We start from the raw sequence: 15,083 nt of genomic DNA, 5'->3' as shown, positions 1-15,083 counted from the left end.
ACATTTACTGACTGCACCCTAGGAGGCGATTGTATGTTTCAAACGAAAAAACTGCTGCTGCTCGGATCTGGAGAACTTGGTAAAGAGGTTGTGATCGAAGCCCAGCGGCTCGGTGTGGAGACGATCGCAGTAGATCGGTATGACGGCGCTCCGGCTATGGCTGTTGCCGATCGCAGCTATGTTATCGATATGCTTGATCATGAAAAGCTCAGACAGATTGTGGAATGGGAGAAGCCTGATTTTCTTGTCCCGGAGATTGAAGCAATAGCTACAGATGCATTAGTTGAACTGGAGAAGGAAGGCTTTCTTGTCGTACCGACTGCAAAAGCGGCACAGCTGACGATGGATCGTGAAGGAATCCGCCGATTTGCCGCAGAAACATTGGATATCCCGACCGCAGGTTATCATTTTGCGGATACATATGAAGCGTTTCAGGAGGCAGTGGAGAAAATTGGGTTTCCGTGTGTCATCAAACCATTGATGAGTTCATCAGGAAAAGGACAAAGTGTCTGCCGGAGTCAGGAAGATATGGAACGGAGCTGGCAAATTGCCATGGAAGGCGGAAGGGTTCAAAAACCGCGTGTGATCGTCGAGGAATTCATTCGCTTCGATGCGGAAATTACATTGCTGACAGTCCGAGCGGTAAACGGTACTTTCTTCTGCGAACCGATTGGGCATGAACAGGAAAATGGCGATTATATCGCTTCATGGCAGCCGCACCAGCTGACAGCGGCGCAGCTGGAGAAAGCGCAGGAAATAGCAGAACGTATTACAACAGGGTTGGGAGGCTACGGTTTGTTCGGAGTGGAACTCTTCCTTGCTGGGGATCAAGTATATTTCAGTGAAGTATCACCACGTCCGCATGACACCGGCATGGTGACGATGGTAACGCAGCAGTTGTCACAATTCGCCTTGCACGTACGAGCGATCCTGGGATTGCCGATTACGGAAATAAAGCTTGTCCAGCCTGGTGCAACGAGTCCACTAAAGGCTGACGTAGCTTACGATTCCTACCGTATTTCCGGTATCCGGGAAGCGTTACAGGTGCCCCAAACGCAAATCCGTGTCTTCCGTAAACCTGTGACAACAGCAGGACGCAGAGTGGCTGTAGCCTTATCTAATGCTGATACGGTAAATGAAGCGAGGGAACGTGCGGAACAGGCAAGGAATAAGCTCACAGTGGAGGGACAGGAATGAATTACGATAACCTGACTTTTCGCGCTGTCACGAATACAGACAATGGAGAAACCTCTAGTGAAACCATCTTCCATTACCGGCAGGATGGACACATTCTCACTGCAGAATATGCTGGCGGTACCATTCTGGAAGGAAGGCTGATCGGTTTGGTGGAAGCAGACGGCAAGCTCCGTTTCCGCTATCATCATATCAATGACCAGTATGAGCTGCGGAGCGGGCAGTGTATTTCTATGCCGGAAATATTGGCTGACGGGCGAATACGGCTGCATGAGCAGTGGCAATGGATGTTCGATGATGATTCCGCTGGACAGTCCATTGTGGAACAAGTGATAGAATCTCCTTGAAAGCGGAAAATTAGCTGATGATGATTCAAACGAATAGCAATAAAGGGAGGGAGTTGAGGTTCGGTTGAAAAACACTTCAATTTTCCTGCTTCTGTTTTCGCTTATCCTATTGGCAGCATGCGGTTCGAATAGTGTTGTAGATAAAGAGTCTGATGCGAAAGAGGCGACTGAAGAAGCAGATGGAACAGCGGATAGAAGTGCGATACAGAATGTCAGTACGGAAGGCTCGCTGTCAACGCTTAAAGAACAGCAGGGTGGAAAAGAGGCTGCTGATATTCCGAAAGAAGCTGAAACAGAAGGAACAGTGGGTAATGTATCGGACGAAATTGTAGATAAGGCACTTCCATCCTTGAGAGAAGCAGTCGAGGCCGACGATAATCCCGAAACGCTCCATAAGGCTTTGATAGCTATTTTGGGGAGTCCGCATTATGGAGAAACAATTCAGGAAGCGGAAGACTTGGAACCTTCTTTCGAGGATCCGTATCTGCCGCAGCCGAAAGCTGATCAAGATGCTGATGCTGCATCTGAAGCTGAAAACGCCATTATTTTGCTGGATGCCAGCTCCAGTATGCTTCTTGATATAGATGGCCGGCAGAAGATGAAAGTGGCCAAAGATGCAGTAAAGAGTTTTGCAAAAACGCTAGGCAGTTCAAGTGATATTTCTCTGATTGTCTATGGTCATGAAGGATCAGAAGCAGATGCGGATATGAATGAATCTTGTTCAGGTATTGAAGAGGTATATGCCTCGGGTGCTTATGACAATCAGAAATTCAGCGAAGCAACAGACCTTGTCGAAGCGAAAGGCTGGACGCCGCTGGCAGGGGCAATTGAAGCTGCAGCTGAGAAAAGCAGTTCGATGGAAGGCGGAACCGCAATTTATATTGTCAGCGATGGCAAAGAGACATGCGGCGGTGATCCAGTTAAAGCAGCCGAGCAAGCGGCATCGGATGAATCTGGTATTGTTAACGTTATTGGATTTGATGTTGATGAGGAATCAGAAAGTCAACTTGCTGATGTAGCTGATGCAGGCAGAGGAGAATATTTCGCAGCTGATAGCGCTGAAGATCTGCAAACCACAATCGAATATGAATGGCTGCCATCAGACCTGGACCTGGCATGGGCGCCGGTAAATATACCTCCGAATCCATGGGAAGTAGTCGATGAATATGAACGGCAGCGGGAAGTGCTCGATAAGGTAGAGAATATCATGAACAGTGAAGAAGAACGGTATGAAGCCGCGCTTTCCAGGCTGGCAGAGGAGCAAATCATCACAGAAGAAAAGAACGAGACTGTATCACAGCTTATCCAGGAACGTTTTGCTACAGCTAAAGAAGAGCTAAGTAACTTGGAAAAAGAAAAAATAGATGAAGTAAATGAACGTGATGAAGAAATCAGAGCCGAAGTAAAGTCGTGGGTGGAAGAAATGAAGAAGCTGAAAGAGAAAGCTTCCTGATACAAGACACGGAAACAACGAAACTGTTGTTACCGTGTCTTTTTTTATCACATTGATCTTTCGTAAGGCTTGTTGCTTTTAAACTGAGGTAAGGGTAATTTACTTTTTATGGTATTATATTTGCAAAGCTTATTCATCTAAAAGGCAAGATTGTTGAAGATGAACATTTTAAAGAAATTACCTCTTTCCAATATGATAGTTTAGTAAAGTTTTTATTTATGATAAGGGAGGACGTTTTGAATAACTATATCTGAGAGACTTGCGGGGTTCAATATGCAAGATCAGAACCAAGTAAATGCATAATCTGTGAGGAAGAAAGACAATATGTTAGTTCTAAAGGGCAATCTTGGACCACATTAGAAACAATGATTGAAGGTGGTATATAAAAAACTTTGGTGAATTTTGAAGAAGAAAGCCTTTATAGCACTAATACGAATCCAAGTTTCGGGATTGGACAAACATCCTATTTAATACAAAATAATGAATTTAATTTGCTGTGGGATTGTAATGCATATTTTGATCAAAATACCATCAAAACGATTAGGTGGAATTGATGCGATTGCCTTATCACTTCCTCATTATTACTCTAAAGAATATGATTGGGGAGTTAGCCCAATTGTCCATCTCATCCCCTCCTTTTTAGAATATAATGTAAAGCGCTTGGTTCGTGTGTAAAATAATTCCCGACAAAAAATGTATAACTGTAATTTTTTTGTAAACGCACGTCCATGAACATGAGCATAAGGTATAGTGGAAGAAAAAGGAGGTTTCCCATGGAAAGCAAACGTTTGAAGCAGGCATCTGATCAAAGCAGAGGATTGGGCTTTCTTTTTTCCCTGCCGATTTTGTCATGGGCTTTATATGACTTTGCCAATACAATCTTTTCTTCCAATATTACAACTGTCTTTTTCCCATTTTATGTGACCGATACCATCGGTACCACCGCGGAGTTGGAACAGCTTGGGAATGCACTGATTTCTTATGCAAATGCACTGGCTAGTTTCTTTCTTGTTATCTTCTCGCCGCTATTCGGGGTCTGGATCGATCAAACGGGTTATAAACAGCGCTACGTCATCCGTTTCGCTGCTATTTCTATTTTGTGTACAGTTTTGATGGGGCTGTTTGCTGGGTGGGATACAAATGGAATACTCTGGGGACTTCCAGTGCCTTTTGTAGCGACTGTTCTGATGTTTGTACTGGCGAAATTTTTCTATAATAGCAGTCTCATATTCTATGACGCGAAAATCAGCGACTTGGTGCCGCGGGATCGTCTGTCGACATTATCGGGTTTCGGAGTGGCTGTAGGCTATATGGGGACGCTGATAGGATTGGTAGTCTACTTCTTGCTGGATGACGGCTATGAATATGTCTTCCTCGCAACAGCGGCTCTCTATCTTGTGTTTACACTTCCGCTGCTGTTTTTCTTGAGAGAAAAGAAAACAGTGCAGAAGCGCTCGGGCATTGGTCTCTTATCAGGATACAAAGAAATCATCGTCACCTTCAAGGAAATTCGGAAACATCAATCCATTTTCCGGTTTATGGTCGCTTATTTCTTTGTCAATGATGCAATCGCAACAACGATTGCCGTCATGAGTGTCTATGCGGTTACAGTAGTGGGATTCAGTTCCGGGCAGTTCATCATTCTCTACCTTGTTTCCACGGTCACGGCAATCATAGGCTCATTCTGCTTCGGACAGTTGGCCAACAAAATAGGGGCACATCGATCATTCTCTTATGTGGCCATAATCATGGTGATTGCTTTGACGATTGGGGCGCTCGCTGCTGCCCAATGGATGTTCTGGATAGCTGGCAGTCTTTTTGGAATAGCGCTGGGGTCAATATGGGTCACATCGAGGATTTTGATCGTGGATTTATCTCCAGCTGACAAGCGCGGGCAGTTCTTCGGTCTGTTTGCGTTCTCTGGAAAGGTGTCATCTATCATTGGTCCGATGATTTATGGAAGTATAACGCTAATGTTGAAAGATTTTGGGGATTTAGCGAGCAGAGTCGCCTTGACCTCGCTGATTGTACTCACAATCATTGGTCTGCTCGTACATGTGGCTAAAAAGAAGACGCCGGACAGGATGGCAGTGCGTTAACGCGCCTGCCATTCTTCCAGTGAATCTACGAAGGTGCCGGAGAAATGCACACTTCTTGCGATATTGAATAGCTGTATTTTCGCTAAAATGGATATTGGATTGACGATGACGATGTTACGGAATTTGAGCTCGTCATATAACTTTAAAGCATCAGCGATTCGATAAACCAAATCTTGCTTTATCACACTCAAGTGGATGAGATCAACAATGAGATCATATTCCGTGGCCTGGATAGAGCCGAATGTTTCATAAAGTGCCTCCATGAATGCTGTGGATTCCTTATTTTTGAAGAACCCTTGCGCCGTGATGCGAAGCACTTTCTCTTTGTCATCAACTTCAAATTTGTACATACTGAATTACTCCCCAAACTTCATTCCTTATCGGGACTTAAGCGTACTAGCTTTGCCGATTTATGTCAATTAACCATTTTGCCTCTTTGCGCTTGGTCAGTTCTATTCAATTGATAGTAATGTGTGAGTATTATACTAGACCTTTTTTTCTTATAAAATAAAGCCTGCTGTCATGCTATTCTTCAAATCACAAAATGAAGTTCATTTGCTTATTTACCCAAATTATGGATCGTTCATACAAGGGTATAAAGTTCTTCTATAACCTGCTGTGGCGGGCTTTTCCATTTATACTCAGATGCTGAGTCTCCTATGTACCAGCTTGAATTGTTCATTCATATTCTCGATGTTTGCCGAGTTAACTTTGAAGAGGTGACCTTCGCAGCCTGACTCCTGAACCAAACTATCGTATTGGCGATGAAGCACTCCCGCCAACACTTCCTTTAAGGGCTGATTTTGCTGGTGAAATTCTAATCAGCATATAAAACGTTGATTTTGCAAGAAAGGACTTTTATCTAATTGGAGATAGTCATCCTTTATCCAACAGAAAGGGACTTATCGATATAAATTGATTCCCTCACCTTGAACTGCTCCGATATGCCCTGGTCTCTGCTATACTAGCTATCAATAGAAAGTGATGTTTGAAGGTGGGAGCAGCATGGCGGACGTACACGTATCAATAGAAGCAGAAGATAAAAGCGATATGACTTTTAGGCAGGGGATAAAAGATTGTATTCCTACATTGCTTGGTTATATCAGCATCGGGATTGCTGCCGGAGTGGTCGGAGTTGCAGCGGGAATCAGCGCATTGGAGGTAGTACTGCTGGCGGTACTGGTATATGCTGGATCAGCCCAGTTTATTTTTGCTGCGTTGGTCTTGGATGGGAGTCCAGCTGCGGCAATCATTTTGACGACCTTCATTGTGAATCTACGTCATTTTTTGATGAGTGCGACCCTGGCACCGCATTTTACACAATATTCCGTCTGGCGGAACATCGGGATTGGCATTCTGCTGACAGATGAAACTTTTGGTGTTGCCTCTGGCAAGCTTCAGCAAAAGCAGCAGATGAGTGCAAACTGGGTGAATGGACTGAACATCACTGCTTACTTATGCTGGATTGCCTCCTGTGCTGCAGGTGCAATATTTGGGAACTGGTTGTCAGATCCAGAGGTTTTCGGGCTGGATTTTGCACTGACTGCCATGTTCATCGCTTTGCTCGTGTTGCAGCTCGATGCGATTGAATCGACGAAACTAAAACATTATATGAGAGTGATTGCATCGGTTGTCTTATTGATGATCGGCTTTTCTTTCATTGTCAGTTCTCATATGGCAGTGCTGCTGGCGACAGTCATAGGAGCGACAATCGGGGTGGTGACAGAGAAATGAGCGTTTCTTTATCCATGCTGCTGCTTATTGCTGCTTGTTCAGCAGTGACAATCCTGCCGCGGGTCTTGCCATTTTTAATAATAAGGAATTTAAAATTACCGGTAGTCGTTATGAAATGGCTATCTTATATACCCATATGTATCCTGACTGCGCTGGTCGTCTCCAGCGTGCTGGGAGAGAATGGGCCATTATCTTTTGATTGGCAAGCCATCGTGATTCTTATTCCTACTATCTTATTTGCGTTTTGGTCAAAGAGTCTGCTGTTTACAGTCATGGTTGGTGTTGTGCTGATGGCTGCATTGCGATTTTTTACGGGCTGACTAAAAAATCCCGATGCTGTATGCATCGGGATGTCGTGCTTTTAGGTAACAGGAGCCGGGTTAAAGAGGGCAATATCGTTATGGGTACCCCAGTGGTCGGCCCAGGTCTTCTTCCTGCCGCTTGCTACATCCAATATGAAATGGAATATTTCCCAGCCGACCTCTTCCAATGTCGCTTCTCCAGTAGCGATTGTTCCAGCATTGATATCGATCAAATCTTTCCATTGCTGCTGCAGGGCGGTGCGGGTTGATACTTTGATAACCGGTGCCATTGCCAGACTGTATGGGGTGCCGCGTCCGGTTGTGAACAACTGCAGATGAATACCGGAAGCAAGCTGCAGTGTACCGCAGACAAAGTCACTGGCAGGAGTTGCGGCAAATAGAAGTCCTTTTGTTTCGGCGCGTTCTCCCGGAGAAAGCACATCCATGATTGTGCTTTGTCCCGACTTGGCGACAGAGCCCAATGCCTTTTCTACTACATTGGATAAGCCGCCCTTCTTATTCCCCGGCGATGGATTGGCACTCCGATCTGCTTGACCGGAAGCTAAGTAACGATCATACCAATCCATTTCCCGTACTAACTTTTCAGCGACTTCCTTGCTGGCTGCGCGTGGCGTAAGCAGATGGATGCTATCCCGGACTTCGGTCACTTCGGAAAACATAACAGTAGCACCAGCACGGACAAGCAAATCCGATGCGTAACCGACGGCAGGATTCGCGGTGACACCTGAAAACGCATCACTTCCGCCACATTGCGTGCCAATGACAAGTTCCGAGACGGGGCAGGGTTCTCGTTTCCGTTTATTCAGTTTGGCAAGCTTTGCTTCGGCTTTTTCAATGATTTTGTTTACCATTGCATGAAAGCCTTGCTGATCCTGCAGCATGATGATATCGCTGTCGTCCCCGCTGGGATTTACCCGTGAAGGAACGAGTTTTTCACAGCCAAGACCGATGATTAGCGTCTCTCCGCCGAAGTTGGGATGGCGAGCCAAATTTTGAACAGTGCGAATGGGTATGACAGCTTCCGGTGCTTGGATGGCTACACCGCAGCCGTAAGTATGGTGAAGTCCGATGATGTCATCTACATTTGGATAGTTTGGCAGGATTTCTTGCTTTAAACGGTTGACTGCATGGTCCATTACGCCGACAACACATTGAACACTGGTGATGATCCCGAGTATGTTTTTAGTACCGACTGAACCATCTGGATTGCGGAAGCCTTCGAATGTATAACCTTCCAGCGGCGTCATCGAAACTGGAGGATCTGGTGAAAGGGAGAGCTCATCAAGCGGCGGCGGTGTCGGCATGAGCAAATAACGTTCCTGGACCCAGCTTCCGGCAGGGATGTCGGTTGTAGCATGACCGATCACCTCCCCGTAACGGATAATTGGTTCACCTGTCAGAATAGGATGAAGGGAAAGTTTATGACCTTGAGGGATAGGTTCTTGGACAACAATGCCATCAGTTAGGACAGTCCCGGCAGCCAGACCACCATCAGCCACAGCGATTGCTACGTTGTCCTGCTCATGTACCTTGACAAAATTAGGGTTCGTCGTAGATTCCATTTATATTCCTCCTTTTGTAAGCGATTTCAATCAGAAGCAATAAAAAAGAATGAGCCAATTGTTATTTTGTTTAATTGTATGACCAATAGGGGGTGTTGTCAATAAAAAGCAGCGGAAAGTCATACCGCTGCTTTTTCCAAACGTTTTGAATAAATCGCTGTCAGCAAGAAAGCCAAGCCCGTGATGGAAAGCACAATCATCAATGTCCGGAAACCATGAAGTGAAAGGTCAGACCCGAAAACAATCGCCAGGACAACAGACGATAAGATGGACCCAAGATATCTGCAAGTCTGAAAAAGACCCGAACTTGTTCCGACTATATTTTCAGGCGATACATTCAGCATCGATGCTTGCAAGGTAACATTGCCGATGCCATAACTGATTCCCAGAAAAATGAGGATGACACCGATATTAGTGAGCGTCAGATGATCCGATAAGACTGCCAGAGCCCAAGTACCGCCTATCATAAGCACAGCTCCGACTATCGTAGGGATACTTGTACCGGAACGGTCGATCCAGCGTCCCATTAAAAACGATATCAGTGTACTTGCTCCGGAAAGGAAAATCATCATCAGACCGCTTGTTTTTAAACTGTAATGCAAAGCGTCCTGAAAGAAGCTCGGCAGTCCGAAAAAGAGGCTGTAGTTAAAAATATTCAATAAGATGAACTGGATATAGACAAGTGTCAGTCTTTTGTTGCTCTGCAATAGGCGTACATCGATGAAAGGGTGACCTGCATGCAGTTCACGGTAGACGAAAGCCGCCAAAAAAATGATGCCCATTCCTAACGGGATATAGTGGATGCCGTGCTCGAATGATAAAAGGAAATACAATAGAAAACTCATGCCGACAGCAAATAAAATGATGCCAATGCTGTCGAGCTGCTTCCAGAACTCCCGGAAAGTATAATGGTTGATTTTTGGATCTTTAGGGACTGCGAACCATGTCAGCAAAAAACTTAGCAGAATGAATGGTGCATTCACTGTAAAGATTGCCGGCCATCCTGCAAAGTCGATCAAAAAACCTCCTGCGGTCGGGCCGAATGCAGACATGGAGGAAGTGAAAATCGAGAGGATGGCAAGTGCTGATGCTTGTTTTTCATGGATATGTGTCCGCACAAGTGCCATACCGGCAGGATAAATCGAACTGCTGCCAACAGCTTGAAAGAGTCTCATGCCCAATAGAACCAGAAATGTGCCTGCAAACGGAGCGCCGATAGCGGATACTGCTACAAGCAGCAGACCGACTAACAGCATCTTACGCCGCCCGATCAAATCCCCGACTTTACCAGCAATCGGAACGACGATGGCACTGGCTAAATAGTAGGTGGAGATAAGCCAGGAAACCGTGGCAAAACTAAGCGAAAATTCATGCTGGATGGCATGAAGAGCCAAAGAAATCATGGAGGAATTCAGTGGATTCAGCATTGTCCCTGTTGCAATGGCTGTCAGGAAAAGACCACGTTGTTTTTTGTTCATTTCGCCACACCGAGGATCGGGCAGATCCGAGGGTAGATGTAGGTGGCTTCATGGGCTTCTTCCAAAATGCTTGTCACGTCGGCGGTGACCCGAGTGTAAGTCCCTTGATTCGGCACGACTCGCGCTCCGGGTATACGCCGTTTAAGATTGTGACCTGTTCTCAAAAAAACGCCTTGATACCGTGTTGTCACTGCATGATCTGATAGCTCGTTATCCAGGCGCTCAACGATTGGCACCATTGCTGTCTTATTAAAATCGATTGCTCTATTGCTCACCTCTGTTACCTCCCAAATGCTCTCTGCTGTTAATGTGACCACTCCGCGCAGTCTTTACACGTAACGGAGCTGCATATAACAAAAAAGACTTTGGCGATTACCATTTCCCCCTTGAAAAGGGTTCATTGATCCCTACGGTGGGTAAGGTGATAGTACTTGGAGGAATAGGTGTGTTGCTGAGGTGCTGAATGACTCCATGCAATTTCGTTTATAATAAGCGATGCCAAGTGATTTAATCCTGATTAGATCACTCAGACTTATTTCTTTACATTTACTGATGTTGGCCTTAAACTGTTGGAGTTAAAAAATATAGAAAAGTGGGTTTGGTACATGAAAAAAGCACTATTAGGTCTACTATTTATGTCAATATTTGCGGTTCTCGCTGCCTGCGGCAACGGAGATGATTCTGCTTCCGATTCCGGCGATAATGGCGGTAATTCCGATCTTTGGCAAGAAGTTCAAGATAAAGGTGAAATTACAGTAGGAACGGAAGGTACTTATGCTCCATTCACTTTCCACGATGATAGCGGGGAACTTACAGGTTACGACGTGGAAGTGATGAAGGAAGTCGGCAAGCATTTGGGACTAGATGTTAAATTTGAAGAAACACAATGGGATTCGATGTTTTCTGGTTTGAACAGTGCGCGTTTTGATGTCATTGCGAACCAAGTAGGTAAAGGGGAGAATGACGAACGGGAAGGCCAATATGACTTCTCCGACCCTTATACCAAATCCCAGTCTGTTGTCGTAACAGCTGCAGATAATAACGAAATCAAATCAATCGATGATGTTGAAGGCAAGACATCGGCACAGTCTTTGACTAGTAATTACAATGCACTTGCAGAAGATGCAGGCGCAAAAATCGAAGGTGTGGAAGGCTTGGCGCAATCCATTCAGCTGATTGAACAAGGCCGTGTCGATCTTACATTCAATGATAAACTTGCTGTCCTTGACTACTTGAACAATACAGATCAAAATGCTCCGGTGAAAATCGCTTTTGAGACTGGTGAACCATCCGAGACATACTTCACATTCCGTAAGGGTAGCGGTGAAATCGTGGATGAGTTCAACAAAGCACTAGATGAGATGCGCGAAGATGGAACACTCGCTGAAATCTCTACGAAATGGTTTGGCGAAGATGTTAACAAGTAATATGGTACTCGGCGGGATTGTCATCCCTTGGGAGCTGTTGCAGCAGTCATTCTGGCCGATACTGATCGAGGGGATCAAAGTCACGATCCCCTTGACTCTTATTTCATTCTTTTTTGGTATCATCATCGCACTCATCACGGCATTGGTCAGGATTTCCAATATCAAGCCTTTGCGATGGATTTTTTCTATTTATGTTTCTGCCATCCGTGGAACACCGCTGCTTGTTCAGCTGTTCATCATTTTCTACTTGCTGCCGGAATTAAATATCATGATCGATCCGTATCCGACGGCCATCATTGCCTTTTCCTTGAATGTTGGAGCCTATGCGTCGGAAATCATCCGAGCATCCATCCTATCTGTTCCAAAAGGGCAATGGGAAGCAGGTTTTACCATCGGGATGACATATCGGAAAACGTTATTCCGCGTCATTTTGCCGCAGGCGTTGCGAGTCTCCGTTCCGCCTTTGTCCAACAGCTTTATCAGCTTAGTGAAAGAAACATCATTGGCATCGCAGATTCTCGTAACCGAGCTCTTCCGAAAATCACAGCAAATCGGTGCGACGAACTTAGATCAAATCGTCTACATTTACATTTTGGCTGCCTTCATTTATTGGATTATCTGTTTCGTCCTGTCGCTGGCTCAGCACCAGCTCGAACGCAGATTGGACCGCTACACAGCAAGATGAGGAGGGGTAGCTATGCTAGCAGTGAAAGGTTTAAAGAAAACATTCGGTACCAATACAGTATTGAAATCCATCGATATGCAGGTGGACAAAGGTAAGGTGATTGCGATCCTTGGACCATCAGGTTCCGGGAAGACCACCTTGCTGCGCTGTTTGAATGCATTGGAGATTCCGGATGAGGGTATTGTTGGTTTTGAAGATCATCAAGTGGATTTCAGCCAAAAGGTCAAACAGCAGGAATTGATTAAACTGCGTCGCAAATCAGGCATGGTGTTTCAATCTTATAATCTATTCCCGCATCGTACTGTGCTGGAAAATGTCATGGAAGGACCGGTACAGGTTCAGAAACGAGACAAACAGACTGTACGAGGTGAAGCAATCGAATTGCTTGATAAAGTAGGGTTGAAGGACAAAAAAGACCTCTATCCGTACCAGCTGTCGGGTGGACAGCAGCAGCGGGTAGGCATTGCCCGGGCACTTGCAATCAAGCCGGAACTAATGCTGTTTGATGAACCTACTTCCGCACTCGATCCGGAACTGATCGGGGAAGTGCTCCGTGTCATGCGTGATTTGGCAAATGAGGGTTGGACAATGGTTGTCGTCACGCATGAGATCAAATTCGCTCAGGAAATCGCGGATAAAATCATCTTCATCGATGGCGGTGTCATTGTCGAGCAAGGATCGCCGGCAGAAGTGCTTTCGAATCCAAAAGAAGAGCGTACACAGCGCTTCTTGCATCGAATATTGAATCCAACAGAGTGAAGAGCATGGGACAAAAGTGAATTAATTGATTGAAAACCGAACTTCACGGCAAATCAAATTAGATTTTGCCCTGGAGTTCGGTTTATTTATTGCCGGAGCGTCCCCTGCACCTCTCGGACTTCTAGTATGGTTCGTATTTAGAAAATCAGATGTCCCAGTTTTCTTTTTGTCTGTTTTTTAAGCTTTCTAATTGAAAATAGTAAGATGGTTACCGATAATAAGTATGATAGTACATATTCTGAGAGGGGACTTAAGAGATGGAATTCAAAGATAAAGTGGTACTTATTACTGGAGCGGCGGGCGGAATCGGGATTGCGGCTGCTAAGAAATTCGCAGCTGAAGGAGCAAAGCTTGCTTTGGTAGATCTTTCTCAAGAAGCATTGGAAACTGCTGCAGCATCCATCGATGCAGAGAAAATACTGCTATCGGCCAACGTTGCGAAAGAAGAAGATGTAGTAAATTATGTACAAAAGACAACAGAACATTTCGGCCGTATCGATGTGTTCGTCAATAACGCTGGTATCAATGGAGAATTTGCGAATATTGTGGATTCTTCTGTGGAAAACCTGGAGAAGGTACTCGCTGTCAATGTAGTAGGTGCTTTCCTCGGTTTGAAACATGTATTAAAAGTGATGACAGAACAGAAAAGCGGTGCTGTAGTAAACACAGCTTCCAACGGCGGATTGCTTGGTGCACCGGGTATGAGCGCTTATATCGCCTCGAAGCATGCGCTTATCGGAATCAACAAGACAGCTGCATTGGAAGTGGCTGACTATGGTGTCCGTGTGAATGCTGTTGCACCATCTGGTGTAGATACGGCAATGATGCGTTCAATCGAAACGAATGCAGCAAAAGGACATGAAGAAGAAGCTAGAAAAGGCTTTGAAGCGAGCGTGCCGATGAACCGCTACGCGACAGCAGAAGAGATTGCAGATTTGGTGCTGTTCCTTTCTTCGGAAAAAGCTTCATTCATTACTGGTTCTTATTACCGGATCGATGGCGGACAAGGTACGACTTCCGCTTAATTAAAACACGCCTGTCACATGACAGGCGTGTTTTTAATATGCGTGTATAAAGAGGAATCCGATTGGGCGTGTGATTCTTCTTTGGCGAGAATCGTCTCTTCCAACGCACGTAAAAAGGTTTTGGCAACGCGGGAGAGTGTATTGTTTCCGTGATAAACATAGCCGAAGGCGTAAGTTTGATAAAAGGGCGGTGCAAAATGGAGCAGCGTGATGTCTTTGCTCCTCGATAGTTCCGCATCTGTGCGGAAGGCGTAATCAAATCCAATATTGATAGCTGTCTCATTTTCCACCATGTTCCGGATCGTTTGTACATTATTGGTAGTGAACAAGATATCATATCGAAGCGACTTGAACTGGCGCATGAATGCTTGGATATATGCGTCATTGTAAAGGACGATTGGCTGTTTGATGAGCATATCTTCCGTGATGAATTTTTCCTTGGCCAGCGGGTGCCGTTTATTGACGGCTGTAACCATATGCCCATCCAGCAGTTTCTTGAAGACGAGGTTACGATATTTTTGTACTTCTTTTTCCGTATAGATGACTAGCCCAATGTCGACTGCTTCCGCTGCCACTTTCCTCATGATGTGCTGGGAGGTGTGCTCGAACAGTGAAGCTTTGATATTCGGATGAAGCGTGCGGAAGTTGGAGAATAATTCAACGAGAATCTGCATCGGTCCAGGAAAGCTGGCAATTTTAAGCTCTCCATTCAAGGATTCGGTATATGATTCTGCTTCGTCGGTGAATTCCTGCAGTTTCTCCAACACAGCCTCCGCGTGCCGGATAAGCTTCCTGCCTTCTTCTGTTGGCGTCGTACCAGTACGGGAACGGTTGAACAGGCTGATATTCAGTTCTCTTTCCAGGTTAGTCAATGCCTGGCTCAAAGCTGGCAATGTTACATGCTGCTCGGCTGCGGCTGCTTTCAGTGAACCTGACCTTGCAATGGCGACGATATATTTCAATTGCTCAATTGTCATGTCCATCCCTCATTTAGTTA

15 protein-coding genes are annotated in these 15,083 nt (G+C 45.4%); 10 read left to right on the top strand and 5 right to left on the bottom strand.

Annotation, left to right across the window (positions count from 1 at the left end):
* Positions 1 to 33: 33 nt before the first annotated feature.
* From purT to AB1K91_RS15575, 4 genes are all read left to right on the top strand, one after another.
* Positions 34 to 1,197, top strand: a complete 1,164-nt coding sequence (gene purT / locus AB1K91_RS15590) for a phosphoribosylglycinamide formyltransferase 2 (RefSeq protein WP_413091123.1) — start codon at positions 34 to 36, stop codon at positions 1,195 to 1,197.
* Entirely contained in the window at positions 1,194 to 1,541 is a 348-nt protein-coding gene (locus tag AB1K91_RS15585; protein WP_413091122.1) for an avidin-fold protein, read from the top strand. The genes purT and AB1K91_RS15585 overlap by 4 nt, the downstream gene beginning before the upstream one ends.
* 64 nt (positions 1,542 to 1,605) lie before the next feature.
* On the top strand, positions 1,606 to 2,994 hold the full coding sequence (locus tag AB1K91_RS15580; protein ID WP_413091121.1) for a vWA domain-containing protein: 1,389 nt from the start codon (positions 1,606 to 1,608) through the stop codon (positions 2,992 to 2,994).
* Between the two features lie 773 nt (positions 2,995 to 3,767).
* Positions 3,768 to 5,093 (top strand): MFS transporter, encoded by a 1,326-nt coding sequence (locus tag AB1K91_RS15575; protein ID WP_413091119.1) that lies wholly within the window; start codon positions 3,768 to 3,770, stop codon positions 5,091 to 5,093.
* Here the strand turns inward: AB1K91_RS15575 and AB1K91_RS15570 are convergent.
* Complete coding sequence (locus tag AB1K91_RS15570; protein WP_413091117.1) at positions 5,090 to 5,443, bottom strand: hypothetical protein; 354 nt, start codon at positions 5,441 to 5,443, stop codon at positions 5,090 to 5,092. The two genes, AB1K91_RS15575 and AB1K91_RS15570, sit on opposite strands and share 4 nt — an antisense overlap.
* Positions 5,444 to 6,098: 655 nt before the next feature.
* On the opposite strand from AB1K91_RS15570, the gene AB1K91_RS15565 reads away from it, so the two are divergent.
* On the top strand, positions 6,099 to 6,827 hold the full coding sequence (locus tag AB1K91_RS15565) for an AzlC family ABC transporter permease (protein WP_413091115.1): 729 nt from the start codon (positions 6,099 to 6,101) through the stop codon (positions 6,825 to 6,827).
* Entirely contained in the window at positions 6,824 to 7,147 is a 324-nt protein-coding gene (locus tag AB1K91_RS15560) for an AzlD domain-containing protein (RefSeq protein WP_413091113.1), read from the top strand. Before AB1K91_RS15565 ends, AB1K91_RS15560 begins: the two co-directional genes overlap by 4 nt.
* 41 nt (positions 7,148 to 7,188) lie before the next feature.
* Here the strand turns inward: AB1K91_RS15560 and garD are convergent, their stop codons facing one another.
* The 3 genes from garD to AB1K91_RS15545 form a co-directional block, all read right to left on the bottom strand.
* Positions 7,189 to 8,712, bottom strand: a complete 1,524-nt coding sequence (gene garD, locus AB1K91_RS15555; protein ID WP_413091111.1) for a galactarate dehydratase — start codon at positions 8,710 to 8,712, stop codon at positions 7,189 to 7,191.
* A gap of 119 nt (positions 8,713 to 8,831) precedes the next feature.
* Positions 8,832 to 10,190, bottom strand: a complete 1,359-nt coding sequence (locus AB1K91_RS15550; RefSeq protein ID WP_413091110.1) for an MFS transporter — start codon at positions 10,188 to 10,190, stop codon at positions 8,832 to 8,834.
* Complete coding sequence (locus AB1K91_RS15545) at positions 10,187 to 10,465, bottom strand: hypothetical protein (protein WP_413091109.1); 279 nt, start codon at positions 10,463 to 10,465, stop codon at positions 10,187 to 10,189. Before AB1K91_RS15545 ends, AB1K91_RS15550 begins: the two co-directional genes overlap by 4 nt.
* A gap of 330 nt (positions 10,466 to 10,795) precedes the next feature.
* Between AB1K91_RS15545 and AB1K91_RS15540 the strand changes: the two genes are divergently transcribed.
* From AB1K91_RS15540 to AB1K91_RS15525, 4 genes are all read left to right on the top strand, one after another.
* Positions 10,796 to 11,617, top strand: coding sequence for an amino acid ABC transporter substrate-binding protein (locus tag AB1K91_RS15540; RefSeq protein WP_413091107.1), 822 nt, complete (start codon positions 10,796 to 10,798; stop codon positions 11,615 to 11,617).
* A complete protein-coding gene (locus AB1K91_RS15535; protein WP_413091105.1) occupies positions 11,604 to 12,302 on the top strand; it encodes an amino acid ABC transporter permease in 699 nt (232 codons plus the stop codon). Before AB1K91_RS15540 ends, AB1K91_RS15535 begins: the two co-directional genes overlap by 14 nt.
* A 12-nt stretch (positions 12,303 to 12,314) precedes the next feature.
* Positions 12,315 to 13,061, top strand: coding sequence for an amino acid ABC transporter ATP-binding protein (locus AB1K91_RS15530; protein ID WP_413091103.1), 747 nt, complete (start codon positions 12,315 to 12,317; stop codon positions 13,059 to 13,061).
* A gap of 257 nt (positions 13,062 to 13,318) precedes the next feature.
* On the top strand, positions 13,319 to 14,086 hold the full coding sequence (locus AB1K91_RS15525) for an SDR family NAD(P)-dependent oxidoreductase (protein ID WP_413091101.1): 768 nt from the start codon (positions 13,319 to 13,321) through the stop codon (positions 14,084 to 14,086).
* Positions 14,087 to 14,100: 14 nt separating this feature from the next.
* Here the strand turns inward: AB1K91_RS15525 and AB1K91_RS15520 are convergent, their stop codons facing one another.
* Positions 14,101 to 15,063: a LysR family transcriptional regulator gene (locus AB1K91_RS15520; RefSeq protein ID WP_413091099.1), complete on the bottom strand. Its 963-nt coding sequence runs from the start codon at positions 15,061 to 15,063 to the stop codon at positions 14,101 to 14,103.
* Positions 15,064 to 15,083: the final 20 nt, after the last annotated feature.

The organism is Terribacillus jepli, from assembly GCF_047228925.1.
GTDB lineage: Bacteria > Bacillota > Bacilli > Bacillales > Amphibacillaceae > Terribacillus.
The sequence above is the reverse complement of the archived record's forward strand: the minus strand, read 5'-3'. Positions and strand labels throughout refer to the sequence as shown.